General features: G+C 44.0%; 19 protein-coding genes and 1 pseudogene. 16 read left to right on the top strand and 4 right to left on the bottom strand.

Going from position 1 to position 19,360, the window contains the following annotated elements; translation table 11 throughout:
* Positions 1-21: 21 nt before the first annotated feature.
* Both ODU55_RS00615 and ODU55_RS00610 read right to left on the bottom strand, forming a co-directional pair.
* Positions 22-780, bottom strand: a complete 759-nt coding sequence (locus tag ODU55_RS00615; RefSeq protein ID WP_398581524.1) for a BRO family protein — start codon at positions 778-780, stop codon at positions 22-24.
* Between the two features lie 36 nt (positions 781-816).
* Positions 817-1,011 (bottom strand): helix-turn-helix transcriptional regulator, encoded by a 195-nt coding sequence (locus ODU55_RS00610; protein WP_032538261.1) that lies wholly within the window; start codon positions 1,009-1,011, stop codon positions 817-819.
* A 198-nt stretch (positions 1,012-1,209) separates the two neighbouring features.
* Here ODU55_RS00610 and ODU55_RS00605 point away from each other — a divergent pair.
* The 14 genes and pseudogenes from ODU55_RS00605 to mmuM all read left to right on the top strand — a co-directional run.
* Positions 1,210-1,392 (top strand): annotated as a pseudogene (locus ODU55_RS00605) (helix-turn-helix domain-containing protein); the annotation flags it as partial.
* Between the two features lie 724 nt (positions 1,393-2,116).
* On the top strand, positions 2,117-2,971 hold the full coding sequence (gene dinD / locus ODU55_RS00600; protein WP_398581523.1) for a DNA damage-inducible protein D: 855 nt from the start codon (positions 2,117-2,119) through the stop codon (positions 2,969-2,971).
* A 159-nt stretch (positions 2,972-3,130) separates the two neighbouring features.
* A complete protein-coding gene (locus ODU55_RS00595; RefSeq protein WP_398581522.1) occupies positions 3,131-4,276 on the top strand; it encodes a tyrosine-type recombinase/integrase in 1,146 nt (381 codons plus the stop codon).
* 97 nt (positions 4,277-4,373) lie between these two features.
* Entirely contained in the window at positions 4,374-4,817 is a 444-nt protein-coding gene (locus ODU55_RS00590) for a dUTP diphosphatase (RefSeq protein ID WP_024388517.1), read from the top strand.
* Positions 4,818-4,823: 6 nt separating this feature from the next.
* Positions 4,824-5,357, top strand: coding sequence for a histidine phosphatase family protein (locus tag ODU55_RS00585; RefSeq protein ID WP_398581521.1), 534 nt, complete (start codon positions 4,824-4,826; stop codon positions 5,355-5,357).
* A gap of 6 nt (positions 5,358-5,363) precedes the next feature.
* The gene (radA, locus tag ODU55_RS00580; protein ID WP_398581633.1) at positions 5,364-6,731 is read left to right on the top strand and encodes a DNA repair protein RadA; all 1,368 of its coding nucleotides are present in this window, start codon (positions 5,364-5,366) and stop codon (positions 6,729-6,731) included.
* A gap of 123 nt (positions 6,732-6,854) precedes the next feature.
* On the top strand, positions 6,855-7,349 hold the full coding sequence (locus tag ODU55_RS00575; RefSeq protein ID WP_398581520.1) for a beta-class carbonic anhydrase: 495 nt from the start codon (positions 6,855-6,857) through the stop codon (positions 7,347-7,349).
* A gap of 340 nt (positions 7,350-7,689) precedes the next feature.
* On the top strand, positions 7,690-8,448 hold the full coding sequence (locus ODU55_RS00570) for a TIGR00266 family protein (RefSeq protein ID WP_398581519.1): 759 nt from the start codon (positions 7,690-7,692) through the stop codon (positions 8,446-8,448).
* Positions 8,449-8,581: 133 nt separating this feature from the next.
* A complete protein-coding gene (locus ODU55_RS00565; RefSeq protein WP_398581518.1) occupies positions 8,582-9,028 on the top strand; it encodes a LytTR family DNA-binding domain-containing protein in 447 nt (148 codons plus the stop codon).
* Between the two features lie 4 nt (positions 9,029-9,032).
* On the top strand, positions 9,033-9,698 hold the full coding sequence (locus tag ODU55_RS00560) for a hypothetical protein (RefSeq protein ID WP_398581516.1): 666 nt from the start codon (positions 9,033-9,035) through the stop codon (positions 9,696-9,698).
* Positions 9,699-9,784: 86 nt separating this feature from the next.
* Positions 9,785-11,083, top strand: a complete 1,299-nt coding sequence (locus ODU55_RS00555; RefSeq protein ID WP_398581515.1) for an MFS transporter — start codon at positions 9,785-9,787, stop codon at positions 11,081-11,083.
* A 178-nt stretch (positions 11,084-11,261) separates the two neighbouring features.
* A complete protein-coding gene (gene gltX, locus ODU55_RS00550; RefSeq protein WP_398581514.1) occupies positions 11,262-12,716 on the top strand; it encodes a glutamate--tRNA ligase in 1,455 nt (484 codons plus the stop codon).
* Between the two features lie 138 nt (positions 12,717-12,854).
* Positions 12,855-14,231, top strand: a complete 1,377-nt coding sequence (locus tag ODU55_RS00545; RefSeq protein WP_398581513.1) for an amino acid permease — start codon at positions 12,855-12,857, stop codon at positions 14,229-14,231.
* A gap of 12 nt (positions 14,232-14,243) precedes the next feature.
* Entirely contained in the window at positions 14,244-15,191 is a 948-nt protein-coding gene (mmuM, locus tag ODU55_RS00540; protein WP_398581512.1) for a homocysteine S-methyltransferase, read from the top strand.
* Between the two features lie 36 nt (positions 15,192-15,227).
* On the opposite strand, the gene ODU55_RS00535 is transcribed toward mmuM, so the two are convergent.
* Together ODU55_RS00535 and ODU55_RS00530 are read right to left on the bottom strand one after the other, a co-directional pair.
* Entirely contained in the window at positions 15,228-15,590 is a 363-nt protein-coding gene (locus tag ODU55_RS00535; protein ID WP_398581511.1) for a MerR family transcriptional regulator, read from the bottom strand.
* A 294-nt stretch (positions 15,591-15,884) separates the two neighbouring features.
* On the bottom strand, positions 15,885-16,427 hold the full coding sequence (locus ODU55_RS00530; RefSeq protein ID WP_398581510.1) for an NUDIX domain-containing protein: 543 nt from the start codon (positions 16,425-16,427) through the stop codon (positions 15,885-15,887).
* A 270-nt stretch (positions 16,428-16,697) separates the two neighbouring features.
* Here ODU55_RS00530 and ODU55_RS00525 point away from each other — a divergent pair, with 270 nt between their 5' ends.
* Together ODU55_RS00525 and argH are read left to right on the top strand one after the other, a co-directional pair.
* Complete coding sequence (locus ODU55_RS00525) at positions 16,698-17,891, top strand: argininosuccinate synthase (RefSeq protein ID WP_398581509.1); 1,194 nt, start codon at positions 16,698-16,700, stop codon at positions 17,889-17,891.
* A 13-nt stretch (positions 17,892-17,904) separates the two neighbouring features.
* A complete protein-coding gene (argH, locus tag ODU55_RS00520; RefSeq protein WP_398581508.1) occupies positions 17,905-19,299 on the top strand; it encodes an argininosuccinate lyase in 1,395 nt (464 codons plus the stop codon).
* Positions 19,300-19,360 lie beyond the last annotated feature (61 nt).

Here is a 19,360-nt window from a genome sequence, read left to right as displayed (position 1 = left end):
GTGCGTTTTTTAGTGGTCTCCCTAATCTTCCATGAGTTCAGCAATTCGGTAAGTTTTCGCTAGCCCTACCTTAATGTCTGCCATCTTGTCCATATTCTGCAACTCTGCTAGCCTGCTCTTGATGTAAGCCATGTCAGAATTTAACTCGATAACTGGCTGGGTCGGTTGGTCTTGAATTAGTTCGCCTTGCATGTAGTAGCCTTGTGTTCGGATTTCTTTCAAAATTTGCTTGACTGCTTTTCGGAATTCCTTAGCTTTTGGTTTGCTTGAACGCATAAGCACTTCATATAGTCCGTACTCGGTTAAAAACCACATCGTCTGCCCGCTACGGAAAGTTTCCGTAGTACCCTCTAAAGGGATACCCTTTATCTTTTCATCTTCATCAACTTTTCTTAGCATAGATTGAACATCGTAGTACCCTTGACTTGTTTTACTGTACTCAATCATTTCAGCCACTTCTCTAGCCATGAATAACGGATTTTCAAAATCGCCGTAAACATCTAGCGGGTGTCCGTGAAAATTATCCGTATGGATAACTTGTAAATAGCGTCCATTTTCATTAACTTCTTCAAAAATACTTACCTGTGTTGCCATATTCTGTTTTACCTCTCTGTATAGTTTGTTCAGTTTCTGCCTGCTCTTTGGGCTAGGGTTGTACTTGCCTGTAGCCCACTTGTCAACGGTTCGCGGATCTGTTCCAATACGCTGGCCAATAGCAACCAAGTTCAAACCATGGTCACTGCGTAGCTCTTCAATGACTTTGCTGTAATTCCTCCGCATGCTTGCCTCCTTTCTAATGAACGGTATAACCGTATATTACGGTAAAAAAATAATGTCGTCATAAGCTACATTGAAAAGCTTTGAAATCTTTTCTACCTGGTCAACTGTTGGAAAACGTTTCTTGTTTTCCCATTTACTCCACGTAGTAGTAGAAATACCAAGCTTTTCAGCCACTTCAGTCTGCTTCATATCTGCATTAGCTCGCAAAGCTTTAAGAGTGTACTTGCTCATTTATTTCCCTCCTTTTTTACTTTATGAACGGTTTAACCGTGTATTTAGTATAGACGGTATTTCCGTACTTGTCAAGCGTTTTTTGATTATTTTTTGACATTTTTCTTTTTTTCTTGCTTTCTGTATGCTTTAACCGTATAATTGAGATATGATAAAAAGAAAGGCGGTATGATTATGTCGCTAGGGAATAAGCAAATCATGGCTGAAAATATAAAGAGGTTGTTAGACAAAAAAGGTCTAAATCCTCGCCAAATGGCCATGGCTTTAGACTTCAAATATACAACTGTTCTTGATTGGGTTAACGCCAAGACGTATCCTCGTATTGATAAAATAGAAATGATGGCAAACTTTTTCAACGTCTCAAAATCTGACCTAGTTGAAGAACATACAAATGTGACTAATGAAAGTTTGATAGATGAGAAACTAGAAAAATATTACAATAATATAAAAGCGGATAGAAAAGCAACTAGACACGTTTTTAGTGATGAAGCTTTCAATAACGCTGCTCTCGCATGGAAAACAGCCCCATATTTAGAAATAGACCAATATGTGTTTGAATGGATTCTAAATTGGAATATCAATAATCTTAAACAAGTGAATGATAAAAAAACTCTTACAAAATTTTTTGAAGATGGTGTTAAAAATCTAAAAATTGGGCAAGAAGATACCAGGGTGCCAAGAGAAGCAAGGGAATACCTCGGTATTCTTCAAAAACAATATGAAAACTATATTTCTATTCTAAAAAATAACCACTAACCCACGCGCCACCGTAGCCCCCTCACCACGTTCAAATACTTCTCTGGTATATTTACCCTCTCACGATATTCCACGCTCTCAGGGGCGTTCTGGTGGACTGTGGGGGGCTTACTGTTAGTAATGTCCTTGCTGAAATCTTTCCACCATTTTCCACCATTTTTTTAAAAAGTCGGATTTTGTCGGAAGCTGAAAAAGTTAGCTTTTGTTAATAGCTGAAAAAAAGTTAGGTTTTGTCAGGTTGGATATTTTAGCAATCATAGCTTCTATATGTTCCTTGACCTTAAGATTTCTTAGTATTCGGCGCGTGATTACTAAACTACTAAATTTTATTATCTTAGAAAGGAAGACGATGAACGATTTACAACATTATGATGAACTCGCATTTGAAAACATCAAGCATACAGACGAAGACGGGATAGAATATTGGTATGCCCGTGAATTACAAACCGTTTTAGAGTATGCAAAATGGGACAATTTTTTAAATGTCATTGAACGGGCTAAAATAGCTTGTGAAAACACTGGAAACCCCGTCGCTATGAATTTTCCCGAGGTCAGCAAAATTGTACAGCTCCCTCTAGGAGATAGGGAAATTAAAGATTATAAACTATCTCGCTATGCCTGCTATTTGATTGTCCAAAATGGTGACCCTAGAAAAGAAGTCATTGCATTGGGCCAATCATATTTTGCTATTAAAACCCGTCAGCAAGAGCTAGCTGATAATTTCAACAAACTCGATGAAGAGCACAAACGTTTAGCAATTCGCCAAGAGATGAAGGAACACAATAAATCATTAGCTGAAGCTGCTAAAATGTCGGGTGTCACTAACTACGGAAACTTTCAGAATTTTGGATATAAAGGTCTCTATGGTGGAATGTCTATGCAAGATATTCATGATAGAAAAGAACTAGAAAAGGGACAAAGTATTCTTGATTATATGGGTAGCGCTGAATTGGCTGCAAACTTATTCCGCGCTACTCAAACCGATGAAGTGTTAAGAAATCGGCCGATATACGACGAAAATCTAGCTAACGATACACACTTTAACGTAGGTAGAACAATCAGAAAAACTATGCAGGAACTAGGCACAACTATGCCAGAAAATCTTCCTACACCTCAAGAAAGTATCCAAGATTTAAAAAGGAAGCATAAACAACTAGATAAACAACCGGACGAAAATCAACTTTCACTTTTTGATGATATGTGATAAACACCATATAAAGACCATATTCGCATATTATTCTTTACTGGTATATTTACCCCCTACCAAACCAAAAACAAACGAAAATAGGGCTATTCTCGCAGCCCTGCGCATGATATAAAACCTTTACGGCTTGCCTGCTGATGTTTAGAAAGGTTTATGATCATGAAAATTACTGAAGTAACAAAAAAAGACGGTAGCATTGTTTACCGTGCAAGTGTCTATCTAGGAGTAGATGCCATTACAGGAAAGAAAGTAAAAACCAGCGTGACGGGTAGGACAAAAAAAGAGGTGAAGCAAAAGGCCAAGCACGCACCTATTGAGTTTGCCCAAAATGGTTCAACGGTAAAAAAGGAAGTAGAAGTAAAAACCTATCAAGAATTAGCTGACTTTTGGCTAGAAAGTTACAAGTTAACAGTAAAGCCTCAGACTTTTGTAGTAACCAAAAGGCAACTATATAACCACCTTATCCCAATATTTGGAGGAATGAAACTAGATAAGATAGTACCAGCCACTATTCAGCAGTTTGTTAATGGTCTGGCTCCTAAGTTAGTAAATTTTAAAGCTATTCATTCAATCAATAACAGAATTTTACAACATGGGGTACTGTTGCAAGTTCTGGTAACAAATCCAGCTCGTGACGTTATCTTACCTAAAAAGCAAAAAAAGGGACGTGAGGCGGTCAAGTTTATTAAGCCTGAACATTTAAAACTGTTTCTTGAACATGCTGAGGAATTGGCAAGTAAAAAATTTAAAGATTATTATTACTTCGTTATTTTTAAGTTATTACTCGCTACTGGATGCCGTATTGGCGAATTGTCAGCTCTTGAGTGGTCTGATATTGACTTAGAAGCTGGTACAATATCAATTGGCAAAACTTATAGCATGGAACTGCGTATTATTGGAAGCACAAAGACAAAGGCAGGTACTCGTATCATAAGCATAGACAAAAAAACTGCCCTCATGCTGAAACAATACCGAAACCGTCAACGGTTGATGTTTTTAGATGTCGGTGCGTGTGCTCCCTCTGTGGTCTTCGCAACAACTGTAAGGGAGTATCTCCCTAGAATTTCATTCCAACAAATTATAAATAACCGTTGTAAGGCTCTGGGGATTCCTCGCTTTACTTGCCACGCTTTCCGCCATACCCACGCTAGTTTACTGCTGAACGCTGGTATTAGTTACAAGGAGCTCCAATACCGCCTTGGTCACTCTAACATTTCAATGACCTTAGACACTTATGGGCACCTATCAAAAGATAAAGAAAAAGAGGCTGTTTCATATTACGAAAAAGCCATAAATAGTCTATAGGTGTACAAAAAGGTCCACAAATTACAAAAACAACTTTTTACAAGGTGCTAGAAACCTTATTAAATCAACGTTTTGAAAGGATAAAAGAAAAAATATTATGAAAATCCGTGGATTCGAACTGGTCAGCCAGTTTACTGATGAAAATTTATTGCCAAAACGTGAGACAGCCCACGCAGCAGGTTACGACCTAAAGGCTGCGGAGAGGGTCAGCTTGGAGCCAGGTGAGATTAAGTTGGTGCCAACGGGTGTCAAGGCCTATATGCAGGCCAACGAGGTTCTCTATCTCTACGACCGGTCGTCCAACCCTCGCAAAAAGGGGCTGGTTTTGATTAACTCGGTTGGGGTTATCGACGGCGATTACTATGGCAATCCAGCCAATGAAGGTCATATCTTTGCCCAGATGCGAAACATCACAGAGGAAACTGTCGTGGTGGAAGCCGGCGAGCGGATCGTACAGGCTGTTTTTGCCCCCTTCCTCTTGGCTGACGGCGACCAGGCCGACGGCGTTCGGACGGGCGGATTTGGCTCGACGGGGAAATAGACTACTATGCAGATTTTCTTTGTGCGGCATTCCGAGCCTGACTACAGTATGTTTGACCAGCATGATAACCCTCGGCTGTACGCAGGTTTTGGACGGGATCTGGCTCCCCTGACTGAAAAGGGAAGGGCTTTGGCCCAGAAAGTTGCCAGCAGTTCTGTTTTTGCTCATGCTCAGGTGGTTATCGCTTCAAGCGTCACGCGGGCCTTGGAGACTGCAACTTACATTGCTCATGCCCAGCAACTACCTCTTCTGGTTGAGCCCTTTTTTCATGAGTGGCGACCAGACCTGACGGGGCAAAATGCTAGTCAAGATGAGGCTGTCTTAGCTCATCGATTATTTTGGGAAAATAGCGGAGCGGTGCCTGAGTCTTCACCTGTTCGCTATGAGACTGCTGCGGAGATGAAAGAGCGATTTTTACAGGCCCTTGAAAAATACAAAGCCTATGACCGAATCGTTATCGTCTGTCACGGTATGCTGATACGCCAGTTTGTCCCTAAAGAAACCATAGCCTACTGCGAAATCCTAGAATACACTCTATAGGAGGAAATCATCATCGCTAAGAAAAAAACAACCTTTGTCTGTCAATCCTGCGAGTACCACTCACCCAAGTATCTGGGCCGTTGTCCAAACTGTGGCTCCTGGTCTAGCTTTGTCGAGGAAGTGGAAGTCACTGAGGTCAAGAACGAGCGGGTCAGCCTGACAGGTGAGAAGACCCGTCCCATGAAACTCAATGAAGTTTCCTCTATTCAAGTGGCCCGCACCAAGACCAACATGGAGGAGTTCAACCGTGTCCTCGGTGGCGGTGTGGTCCCAGGCAGTCTGGTCCTGATCGGAGGCGATCCAGGAATCGGAAAATCCACCTTACTTTTACAGGTATCAACCCAACTTTCGACCATTGGCACCGTCCTCTATGTGTCGGGGGAAGAGTCTGCCCAGCAGATTAAGTTGCGGGCGGAGCGTCTGGGCGACATCGACAGCGAGTTCTATCTCTATGCGGAGACCAATATGCAGAGCATTCGGACCGAGATTGAGAAGATAAAACCAGATTTCCTGATTATCGACTCTATCCAGACCATTATGAGCCCTGACATTTCTAGCGTGCAAGGCTCTGTCAGTCAGGTCCGTGAAGTGACCAATGAACTTATGCAGATTGCCAAGACCAACAACATCGCAACCTTTATTGTCGGCCACATGACCAAGGAAGGAACCCTGGCTGGACCGCGGACCTTGGAGCACATGGTGGATACAGTCCTCTATTTTGAGGGTGAGCGGCAGCATACCTTCCGTATCTTGCGGGCGGTCAAAAACCGTTTTGGCTCCACCAACGAAATCGGCATTTTTGAAATGCAGTCGCAGGGTTTGGTCGAAGTCCTCAACCCTAGCGAAGTCTTTCTAGAAGAGCGTTTGGACGGGGCGACTGGCTCTGCGATTGTCGTGACCATGGAGGGCACCCGCCCTATCCTTGCCGAAGTGCAGGCCCTGGTGACCCCGACCATGTTTGGCAATGCCAAGCGGACCACTACAGGCTTGGACTTCAACCGTGCTAGCTTGATTATGGCGGTTTTGGAAAAACGGGCAGGCCTGCTCCTCCAAAACCAAGATGCCTACCTTAAGTCAGCAGGTGGTGTCAAACTGGATGAGCCAGCTATTGACCTGGCGGTCGCAGTTGCCCTTGCCTCCAGTTACAAGGATAAGCCTACCAACCCACAAGAGTGCTTTATAGGCGAAATCGGTCTGACAGGTGAAATCCGCCGTGTCAATCGGATTGAACAACGGATTAACGAAGCCGCTAAATTGGGCTTTACCAAGGTCTATGCCCCAAAAAATTCTCTGACAGGTATCAAGGTGCCCAAGGAAATCACCGTTATCGGCGTGACCACCATTGGCGAAGTCTTGCAGAAAGTGTTTAAGTGACAAGAATATTCGGGAGTGATAGCTAGTCGCTCCTCTTTTTGCGACAAATAGTCGGGAATGTGATAAGCTAGGTCTAACCTATTTCTGAAAATTTCAGAAATTCTCATCAGACAAGGAGGTCCTATGTCTTATTTTCAAAACTTTATGAAGGCCAACAAGGCCTATGTTGACCTGCATGGTGATTACCATTTGCCTCTTCGTCCAAAGACCAAGGTGGCTATCGTGACTTGTATGGACTCACGGCTTCACGTGGCGCAGGCCTTGGGCCTGGCTCTGGGTGATGCTCACATTTTGCGGAATGCGGGTGGGCGCGTGACAGACGACATGATTCGTTCGCTGGTCATTTCCCAGCAGCAGCTCGGCACAAGGGAAATCGTTGTCCTCCACCATACAGACTGCGGTGCCCAGACCTTTACCAATGAGGATTTTGCGGCCCAACTCAAGCGGGATTTGCAGGTTGATGTCAGCGGTCAGGACTTCCTACCTTTTACCGATGTTGAGGAAAGTGTGAGGGAGGATATTGCTCTCTTGAAACAATCTCCGCTTATCCCCGATGACGTTGAAATTTTCGGTGCGGTTTACGATGTAGATACGGGCCGTATGACAGAAGTTATCTAGTCTTTCAGTTTATCTTTTATTACGTCGACGTATGAGGAAACTCCGTTTCCTTATTTCCAGATTCAAATAATTTGTGATTATTTGAACTCGCTTTGCTGTACTCCACTAATGTTACTTACTATCGTAAGTATGATTTCCAACCTTCAACAGTACGCTGGACTATTGAAGCAACCATGCAGCTCGTTGCCTAGTACTAAAAGCAAACTGAAAGACTATATAATAAAAATGGGGAACTGATAGTGCAGTTTTCCATATTTTTTTATAAAAATACTTGACAGGGTTTTGTTTTAGTTGTAGAATTGTGTTATAGGAATGACACAAAAAACAAGGAGACCTTCTTATGTCAGACAATCGGATGAAATATACTATCGATAGTAATATGCAGTTTCCTTTGGTGGAAATCGCCTTGGAAGCTGGTGAATCAGCTTATATTCAACAAGGGAGCATGGTCTACCATACGCCGAGTGTGACCTTGAATACTAAGCTCAATGCGCGTGGTGGTTCAGGTTTTGGTAAATTGATGGGGGCCATCGGTCGGTCAATGGTATCAGGCGAATCTATGTTTGTCACGCAAGCCATTTCCAATAGTGACGACGGAAAAATTGCACTTGCGCCTTCAACGCCAGGTCAGGTTATTGCCTTGGAACTGGGGGCAGAGCAATACCGCCTCAATGATGGTGCTTTCCTTGCCCTTGATGGTTCTGCTCAATATAAAATGGAACGCCAGAGTGTTGGGAAAGCTTTCTTTGGTGGTCAGGGTGGTCTCTTTGTGATGACTACGGAGGGGCATGGCACACTTTTGGCGAATGCGTTTGGTTCTATTAAGAAGCTAACTTTGGATGGTGGAAGTATCACCATTGACAATGCTCATGTGGTTGCTTGGAGTCGTGATTTGGACTACAATATCCATATGGAAAATGGTTTCCTCCAATCTATCGGTACAGGTGAAGGAATCGTTAATACCTTTACAGGTTATGGAGAAATCTATGTACAGAGCTTGAACATTGAGACATTTGCTCAGGTCATTGGCAATCATATTGTCGGTGCAGGTGGTGACGGTGGTGGTGGAAGCACATCATTGCTGGATGCGATTTTTTAAGATGGAACCAGCTTCGGCTGGTTTTTTGTATGTCTGATGTTACCACTTACCTGCTGATTTTTACCACTTACTGAAATGCCCTTGTAATTGTGGTTGGAATTGGTATAATAGACCTATCAAAAAGGAGGGAGCTATGAAAGTTAGGATTGAATTTGATGATAACTTGGATCAGGTTGAAGTGGTCATCCGGGCCAGTCAGCTAGGACCAGAAGTAGAAGCGATTCAGCGGGCTCTGCAACAGGTTAGCCGTCCCTCGCTTGTCTTTTACAAGGGGAGCAGTGAGTATTTTCTATCCGTGAGTGAGGTGCTCTTCTTTGAAACGGATGGGGCCAAGATTTTTGCCCATACAGGCGACGATGCCTATGAGGTCAAGATGAAGCTCTATGAGCTGGAAGAATACTTGCCGATCTACTTTTGTCGAGTGGCCAAGTCAACCATTGTTAACAGCAAGGCGGTCTATTCGCTGGATAAGTCCTTCTCGGGTACCAGTCGAATTGCCTTCTACAAGACCCACAAGGAAGTTCATGTGTCGCGGCACTATTACCACTTGCTTAAAGAAAAGTTACAGGAAATGAGGTAGGAAGATGAAAAAATATGGTTTAGGAATTGCTCTGCTGGTCTTGGCAGGCTTGGTCTTGTTTCAAGACTACTTGCCGGCTATTGAGCTTCCTCTTTGGAAATTAGTATTGGTAGTCGGTTGGAGTTATCTTCTCCTAAAAGCAATAATTAGAAGACAGTTAGTTACAAGCTTTGTGTGGGGAACTTTGGTCTTTATTATTTTGAACAATCACTTTGACTGGGTGAACATTGATACCTGGACAGTAATTCTGGGATCGATACTAGCTTGTGCAGGATTGAAGTTACTGATAAAACCTAGGAGGAACAGGGAGATGATTGATACAAAAAGTTTTGGAACAGGCGTGATTGGCGATAAGAGACGCGATACAGCTTTTGGCTCTTCAACCCGCTACATTCATGACGATAATTTTCTCCATGATAGTGTGGAAGTAGCCTTCGGATCTAGTACAGTTTACTTTGATCAGGCGGTTATTTTAGGCAATAAGGCTGAATTCCATATCGATGCTGCCTTCTCAAATGTTACACTCTATCTGCCGGCCAACTGGCGAGCAGTGGTGGAACTTGACAGTGCTATGTCAACAACCAATAACTATGCGACTGAGCAGGGAGAAAAGGCCCTCCTTGTTACAGGTGACCTAGCCTTCTCAAACCTAACGATTTATTCTGCATAAAGTGGCAAGAGGAAAGTCTATTCAGGCTCCTCTGCAGACTAAAGAGTCTGAATATTCTGAAAACTATATAAAAGAAAGGGATTATCATGAAAAAGATTTTGAAAAATGCGACTTACCTATGGGTACTGACGGCGGATATGCTGTCCAATTTTGGCGATGTTGTCTATTATCTGGCCTTGATGAACTATGTCTTGCTGGTACCCAACAGCCGTCTGGCGCTGGCGATTGTGACCTTCTCAGAAATCTTTCCTAGCTTTATGGGGCTCTTTACGGGCTATCTGGCAGATAAGACGGTCAACAAAATCGGCACTATCAAGCTGACTCTTCTCTTTCGTGTCCTTCTTTACCTCATTCTGGGATTCTGCATGGGCTTTGAGCCAGCCCTCTGGATTGTCGTGGTGGCTGCAACTTTCAATGTCTTTGCAGACTTCGCTGGCTTCTATGAAAACGGCCTCTATACACCTCTGGGATTGCGCGTAGCGCCCAAAGAAGAGCGGGAGCAGTACTCGGCCTTTCGCCAGACCGTTACCAGTCTCCTCAACATCGCCTTTCAGGCCCTCTCTGCCCTCTTGGTCGGCCTCCTCTCCTACCAAAACCTGGCTTTTCTCAACGCCGGCACCTTTTTAGCCGCCCTTCTCATCATGCAGCTACTGACGCCAGCCTTTCGCAAACTCCTGACGGAGCAGCCTTTGAAAATAGCAGAGCAGCCGAGCCAGCCCGAGCAGGCAACCAAGGGTCCAGGCATTCTAGCCTCTTTCAAGCAAGCCATCGTGGAGTTGCGCAAGATTCCCGAGTTCCGCCTGGTCCTGATTACCAGCCCCATTATCAACGCCTGCGGAGCGATTCTTTATCCTATTCTTGTCCTCTTGATTAGCGAAGACCCAAATCTTGTCTTCCTCAATGTTGAGACCACCCTTGCCCTGACCATTCTAATCTTCTTTGTCGGCAACATCTTGGGTTCGACCTTGGTCTTTACTCTCTTCAAAAAGACCAGCATGGTGACGCTTGAAATAGCAGCCACCTTCTCTCTACTGGGAGTATTTGTGGGAATGTTGCTGCATCAACTGCCAATTATTTTCTTCTTCCTTACTACAATGGGGATTAGCTCTGGAGCTAGTGGACCTAAGTTTAACGCTAAGTTTGTCAATTCTATGCCAGAGGAGCAGTTGGCGACCATTGGCGGAGCGGTATCGACCTATTTTATGCTAGGTCAAGCCTTTACTCGACTACTGGTATCAGGTCTGGTCTTGGTATTGACTGTCAATCAGATTAGCGGACTTTTCCTAGCGGCAACTGGCTTCTTGGTCCTCTATGTCCTCTACTGGCTGGCACGGAATCAAAAAACACCTCAAAATAGAAAAACACCTCAAAATCAGTCTCTCTAGGCTGATTTTTCTGTTATCTGAGGGTGTTCTATGCTATAATGTTCTTGATTGCTACTCTTCGAAAATCAAATTCAGGCGTCGTTGACTTGACTTGATGAACTTCAGTTCTATCTGCTTCTACGTCGCCTAGTCTGAATTCGATTTTCATTGAGTATGAAAATTTTACAGGGAGAGAAACATGACCAAACCAATTCGTGTGCGTTACGCACCAAGTCCAACGGGACTCTTGCATATCGGAAATGCCCGTACAGCATTGTTCAACTATCTTTTTGCCCGTCATCACGGCGGTGATTTTATCATTCGTATCGAAGACACAGACCGCAAACGCCATGTGGAAGACGGCGAGCGTTCTCAGCTTGAAAACCTGCGTTGGTTGGGTATTGACTGGGATGAGAGTCCAGAAACTCATGAGCAATACCGTCAATCAGAGCGTTTGGATATTTACCAAAAGTATGTTGATCAACTTTTGGCAGAAGGCAAGGCCTACAAGTCTTACGTGACAGAAGAAGAATTGGCGGCGGAGCGTGAGCGTCAGGAAGCTGCGGGCGAAACACCTCGCTACATCAACGAATACCTTGGTATGTCTGAAGATGAAAAAGCGGCCTACATCGCAGAGCGTGAGGCGGCTGGCATTGTTCCAACAGTTCGCTTGGCTGTCAATGAAGCTGGTGTTTATAAGTGGAATGACATGGTTAAGGGCGAAATCGAGTTTGAAGGTGGCAACATCGGTGGTGACTGGGTTATCCAAAAACGTGACGGCTATCCAACCTATAACTTTGCCGTAGTGATCGATGATCATCTGATGAATATCTCGCACGTTATCCGTGGGGATGACCACATTGCCAATACACCCAAGCAGCTCATGGTCTATGAGGCACTGGGCTGGGAAGCGCCAGAATTTGGTCACATGACCTTGATTATCAACTCTGCTACGGGTAAAAAGTTGTCCAAACGTGACACCAACACCCTTGCCTTTATCGAAGATTACCGCAAAAAAGGCTACCTGCCAGAAGCTGTTTTCAACTTTATCACGCTTTTGGGTTGGACACCTGGTGGTGAGGAAGAAATCTTCTCCAAAGAGGAGATTATCCAACTCTTTGACGAAAAACGCCTCAGCAAGTCACCAGCTTCCTTTGATCCGAAAAAGTTGGCTTGGATGGGCAATGAGTACATCAAAAAAGCTGATTTGGAGACCATTTTCAACCTTGCCAAACCATTCTTGGAAGAGGCTGGTCGTTTGACAGACAAGGCAGAAAAATTGGTGGAACTCTACAAGCCACAAATGTCTTCTGTGGATGAAATCGTTCCGTTGACAGACCTTTTCTTCTCTGATTTCCCAGAATTGACCGATGAGGAAAAAGAAGTCATGGCTGGCGAAACAGTTCCAACGGTCCTCAATGCTCTCAAGGAGAAATTGGAAGCTATGACGGACGAAGATTTCCAACCAGATAACATCTTCCCGCAAATCAAGGCAGTCCAAAAAGAAACTGGCATCAAGGGCAAAAACCTCTTCATGCCAATCCGTATCGCCGTTTCAGGTGAAATGCATGGACCAGAGTTGCCAAATACCATTTACCTACTCGGCCGTGAAAAATCTATCCAGCATATTGATAATATGCTGAAGAGTTTGTAAGAACAATAATCCCCGCAGTCTTGTGACGGCGGGGATTTTGTTATAACCGATAACTATAACACTCGCGTTGAAAACGGTATAACGATTTTCTGAAAAACTGTGTTATCATAAATAAATCATTACTATTTAGGAGAGTTTATGGAAAATCATAATTTTGAAAATGAAGGTACCTTCAACCGAGAGATGAATAGTCGTCATTTGCAAATGTTGTCCATCGGTGGTGTTATTGGAACAGGTTTGTTCTTGAGTTCGGGCTATACCATTGCACAGGCTGGGCCGTTCGGAGCTATTGCAGCTTACCTTTTTGGAGCTGTTATGGTTTATTTGGTTATGTTTTCGCTGGGGGAACTTTCTGTAGCCATGCCTGTGACAGGCTCCTTCCATACCTATGCTACTAAGTTTATCAGTCCTGGTACTGGTTTTATGGTGGCCTGGATGTATTGGCTTTGCTGGGTAGTCGCACTGGCTTCTCAGTTCGTCGGAGCAGCTCAACTCATGCAACGTTGGTTTCCTAGTGTGCCAATTTGGATTTTTGCAACGATTTTCGCGGTCATTGTCTTTGGTTTGAACACGCTGTCTGTCGGTTGGTTTGCTCGAGCAGAAGATGCACTTTCCTCTGTCAAAGTCTATGCCATTGCAGCCTTTATCGTACTCGGGACTCTTGCTATTTTTGGTGTCTTGCCTTTTGAGGGGACCAATGCTGCGCCGCTCTTCAGTAATATTACAGCCCAAGGATTACTACCGAACGGTCTCGTTGGTTTTATTTCAGTCATGCTATCCGTTAACTATGCTTTTTCAGGTGTGGAAATGATTGGAATTGCCGCAGGAGAAACTGACAATCCAAAGAAGGCAGTACCACAAGCCATTAAATCGACCATCGGTCTCTTGGTTATCTTCTTTGTTTTGACCATCGTGGTCTTAGCAGCTTTACTTCCCATGTCAGAGGCAGGTGTGACAGAAGCACCATTTGTACTTGTCTTGGACAAGATTGGCTTCCCTTACGCAGCGGACATTATGAACTTCATCATTTTGACAGCTATTTTATCTGCGTCCACTTCAGGTCTCTACGCTTCAAGCCGTATGTTTTGGTCTTTGGCCAATGAGGGCATGATTAGCAAGGAATTGGTTAAAATCAACAAGCACGGCGTTCCCATGCGTGGGATGATTTTGTCCATGATTGGTGTTGTCGTTGCCTTGATTGCCTCAATTTATGCAGAAGATACTATTTTCTTAGCCTTGGTTTCTATCGCTGGTTTTGCAGTTGTCATTGCTTGGTTGGCTATTCCGCTTGCACAAATCGGTTTCCGACGTGAATTTTTGAAGAATCATAGTGTAGACGAATTGGAATACAAGACGCCATTTTCACCGACTTTGCCATGGATTACAGTTGTTTTGCTGGTTATTTCCATCATCGGAATCGGTTGGGATCCTTCTCAGCGTGCAGGTCTTTACTTTGGTGTACCTTTTATGATTGGTTGTTATGTGTATCATTACATTCGCTTTAAAAAGTGGTAAGGAGAAACTCGTATGGGTCGTTTTAAGGAATTATTAGACAATCAAGAGTTTGTCATTTTACATGGTGCTCTTGGGACGGAGTTAGAATTTCGAGGTCATGATGTATCAGGTAAGCTCTGGTCTGCCAAATATCTGTTGGAGAATCCCCAGCTAATCAAGGACATTCACAAGGATTACATTCGTGCAGGTGCGGATTTGGTCACGACATCAACCTATCAGGCGACTTTTGAAGGTTTGGCGGAAGCTGGTTTGTCACAGGCTGAGGCTGAAAAGTTGATTCGTCTGACAGTTGATTTGGCTAAGGAGGCTCGAGACGAGGTCTGGGCTGACTTGTCTGAAACTGAAAAAACAAATCGCACTTATCCACTTATTTCAGGCGATGTTGGTCCCTATGCAGCCTATCTAGCCAATGGTTCGGAGTACACAGGTGATTATGGCAACATCAGTTTAGCGGAATTGAAGACTTTCCACCGTCGTCGGATAGAGCTCCTCTTAGGACAGGGGGCAGAACTCTTAGCCTTGGAGACCATTCCCAATTTTCTCGAAACACAGGCCTTGGTAGAGTTGTTGGCGGAGGATTTTCCAGAGGTAGAGGCCTATATTAGTTTCACTTCACAAGACGGGCAGTCGATTTCTGATGGGACAGCTATTGAGAAAATAGCAGAGTTGATAAACAGCAGAGAGCAGATTTTAGCAGTCGGTCTAAACTGCACAGCACCGTCTCTTTACCCAGCCTTTCTCAGTCGGTTGAGAGAAAAAACAGATAAACCTTTTGTCACCTATCCAAATTCTGGAGAGGTATATGATGGAGCTACTCAGACCTGGAAAGAAGAAGCTGACCATAGCCACAGCCTTTTGGACAATACTCTGGCTTGGCATAAGCTAGGAGCAAAAGTGGTTGGAGGTTGTTGCCGAACCCGACCAGCTGATATTGCAAGTCTAGTTGTTGGATTGAAATAAAAGTGTCCCCACTGTCGCGTGACGGCGGGGATTTTGCTATAAATTCTGTAATCTTTCCTCAATCTGCTGGAGTAGGCTTTCTAGATTTTCCTTCTGTTCTTGGAGCAGGAGGATTTGTTTTTCACGGTCGACAATTTCATCCAGTATGACCTGTTTGTTTTCTTCAAGCTGTTCGAGGCTACCGCATTTTGTGTCGTGAAGTTCTTTGATACGGATAATGGCTTTCACAGATAGGCCTAACTGGCGAAGTCCTAGGATATTTTCTAGGTTGTTGATTTCTTCTTCATTCCAGTAGTAGTTACCGTTAACCAGCTGAGGCTGTAGCAATCCTTGTTCGGTGTAGAAGCGAAGCGTATCACGTTTGATACCAAATTGTTGCATAACTTGTCCTGTTTTCATAATCTCCTCTTGACAGTGCCTTACCCCCTCATGATACATTGATGGGGAAAGGAGTTCTATATGCTTATTGTTAAATGCTTGATTGTGCTTTATTTGGGGCTGTTGCCGCTATCTGCTTGGGTATATCGCAAGCAACTTCCCAGCTGGTTACTGGTTTTATATGCTTGCCCAGTATTGCTCAGTTTGTTGGGCTGGCAGACAGTTTGGGGATTTATTCTCGGTTTATTTTTGGCTTGCGGTGTGCGTGTCTTAGGTGGTCGCATTCTTTTTGGGAGAAACCATCTCAGTCACTTTTTATCTCATGTTGTACTGAGTTTCATTCTCGCTCTTACCCTGTTCTTGTTCTAAAAATAAGCTCTCCACATAGTCTTTCTGCCTTGGGATAACCAGTTCTGTTTCTAGGAAATCTTTCAGTTTTTCTTGTGGGACCCAGATGTAGTGGCTGGTTTCGTTGGCTTGGAGTTGGATGGCAGATTTGTCCCAGTCGGTTTCTGCCCAGTAGCAGTGGAAGATACACTGGTCATCATGGGCGACAAAGTGTGTATGGTGGCGGAGTTGGGGGGCTGTCAGCTCAATGCCAGTTTCCTCGCGGACCTCGCGTAAAATGGCCTGCTCAGCTATTTCCCCAAATAAAGCCGAGCCTCCTGCTGTCGCTTCGTAATAGTCAGGGTAGGAGGGCTTGGCGCTGTCGCGTTTCATGAAGAGGGTGCTGCCGTCGCGGTGGCGGATGATGCACTCGACGACTAGGTGGTATAGGCCATCGGGAATGGCTTCTCCGCGTGTGAGGGTATGGTCGGTCAAGTGACCGTCGGCTGTGTAGGCGTTCCAGATTTCCATATTTTACTCCTTTTTTAGATTGGTTATTCATTATAGCAAATCTGGAAGTGTTAGACAAGCATCTTGCGGATGTTTGCGCATTGGAATGATTGGGGAATTATTGAGCTAAAAGCTGACCTCGGTCAGTTTTTTCTTTTATTCCTTTTCAAATCAAGGTTGAAAATTTACAAAAAATTTTTAAAAATGTGTATATTTATGTTGCAAAAAGTATAAATATACACTATAATAGTCACTAAGTTTTATAAAAAAACAGTAGAAATGAGAATGCTTATGTCAAAAGAAAAATTAATCTTAGCTTATTCAGGTGGCCTTGATACTTCAGTTGCAATTGCTTGGTTGAAGAAAGACTATGATGTCATTGCGGTTTGTATGGATGTTGGAGAGGGCAAGGACCTCGACTTTATTCATGATAAGGCCTTATCAATCGGTGCTATTGAGTCCCATGTATTGGATGTAAAAGAAGAATTCGCCCAAGAATATGTCCTACCAGCCCTGCAAGCCCATGCCTACTATGAGCAAAAATACCCGCTGGTATCGGCTCTCAGCCGTCCCTTGATTTCTAAAAAGTTGGTGGAAATGGCTCATAAGACAGGAGCAACCACTATCGCTCACGGCTGTACTGGTAAGGGTAATGACCAGGTGCGGTTTGAGGTAGCCATTGCAGCCCTGGATCCAAGCTTGAAAGTCGTGGCTCCTGTCCGTGAATGGAAATGGGCGCGTGAAGAGGAAATTATCTTCGCCAAGGAAAATGGTGTACCAGTCCCAGCTGACCTGGACAGTCCTTACTCAGTCGACCAAAACCTTTGGGGTCGTGCCAATGAGTGCGGAGTTTTAGAAAATCCATGGAATGAAGCGCCAGAAGATGCTTTTGGTATTACAACTGCACCAGAAAATGCACCAGATACTCCTGAGTATGTCGATATTGAGTTTAAAGCAGGGATTCCTGTTGCTGTAAATGGTGAAGAGCTAAGTCTTGCTAATCTCATTCAAAGACTCAATGTCATTGCTGGTAAGCATGGTGTGGGTCGGATTGACCACGTGGAAAATCGTTTAGTCGGAATCAAGTCACGTGAAATTTATGAGTGTCCAGGAGCCATTACCCTTCTGACAGCCCACAAGGAAATTGAAGATTTGACCCTGGTGCGGGAAGTATCGCATTTCAAACCGATTGTTTCAAATGAACTCTCTAACTTGATTTACAATGGTTTGTGGTTCAATCCTGCAACAGATGCCTTGAAGGCCTATCTTGCTCAGACCCAGGCAGTTGTTAATGGCACCGCAAAAGTGAAATTGTATAAGGGGTCAGCAAAAGTAGTTGCTCGGAAATCTCCAAATTCCCTTTATGATGAAGATTTGGCAACCTATACCAGTGCAGATACCTTTGACCAAGATGCAGCAGTTGGTTTCATCAAGCTTTGGGGATTACCAACCAAGGTCAATGCGGAAATTCATAAAAAGAGCTAGAAAGTAGGAGCTTATGGAAGCAAAGAAATTATGGGGTGGTCGCTTTGAAGCCAGTCTTGAGGCATGGGTCGAAGAATTCGGAGCTTCCATCCGCTTTGACCAAAAACTGGCTAAGTATGATATTCAGGGATCACTGGCGCATGTACAGATGCTTGGAGCCACAGGGATTATCAAGCTTGAAGAAGCCCAGGCTATTCAAACTGGTCTGGAAGAATTGTTAGCAGAATATGAAGCTGGTAAGTTGGTGTTTGATGTTCGTAACGAAGACATTCACATGAATATCGAAAGTCTATTGACGGAGAAAATAGGCCCAGTTGCAGGTAAACTCCACACAGCTCGTTCTCGTAATGATCAGGTAGCGACCGATATGCACCTCTATCTGAAGGATACCCTCTTTCAAGTGGTAGACAAATTGACCAACCTACGTCAGGTTTTACTAGACCTTGCACAGGAGCATGTGGAAACCATCATGCCCGGCTATACCCACTTGCAACATGCCCAGCCTATCAGCTTTGCTCAGCACTTGTTGGCCTATTACAACATGTTCAGCCGTGACAGTGAGCGCTTTGCATTCAACATGCAGCATACAGATGTATCCCCACTTGGTGCGGCGGCTTTAGCAGGGACGACCTTTCCGATTGACCGTCAGATGACGTCGGATTTAATGGGATTTGCCAAGCCCTATAGTAATTCTCTCGATGCTGTGTCTGACCGTGATTTTATCTTGGAATTTCTGTCAAATGCCAGTATCCTCATGATGCACATGTCGCGTTTGTGTGAAGAAATCATTAACTGGTGTTCACATGAATACCAATTTGTCACCCTATCCGATACCTTTTCAACAGGTTCTTCCATCATGCCTCAGAAGAAAAATCCAGATATGGCTGAGCTGATTCGGGGGAAAACAGGTAGAGTTTATGGAAACTTAGTTGGCCTACTGACAGTCATGAAATCCTTACCGTTGACCTATAATAAGGACTTGCAGGAAGACAAGGAAGGCATGTTTGATAGTGCGGAAACGATTTTAGTATCTATCGATATTTTGGCAGATATGCTGAAAACGATGACGGTCCATAAGGAAAGGATGGCTCAATCGACAGAGAAGGATTTTTCCAATGCGACTGAATTGGCAGACTATCTAGCAAACAAGGGTTTGACCTTCCGCCAAGCGCATGAGATTGTTGGAAAACTGGTCTTGGAATGTAGCAAGGCAGGCTATTATTTACAGGATGTTCCTTTGGAACGTTTTCAAGAGCTGTCGCCTGTCATTGGACCGGATATTTATACAGTTTTAGAATCTGAAACAGCAGTTTCGCGCAGAAATTCGCTAGGTGGAACTGGATTTGAATCCATTCGTTGGCAAATTCAGCAGGCAAAAGCACAAATAATCGCTTCGAAAGGCCTCTAAACGGTATGTTTATTGGCTTTTTTGAATTTTATGGTATAATAGAAGTAATTTTGGAAGATGG

The organism is Streptococcus sp. 2022WUSS037, assembly GCF_044427225.1.
In the GTDB taxonomy this organism is placed as follows: domain Bacteria; phylum Bacillota; class Bacilli; order Lactobacillales; family Streptococcaceae; genus Streptococcus.
This window is presented reverse-complemented; position numbering and strand designations above follow the sequence as displayed.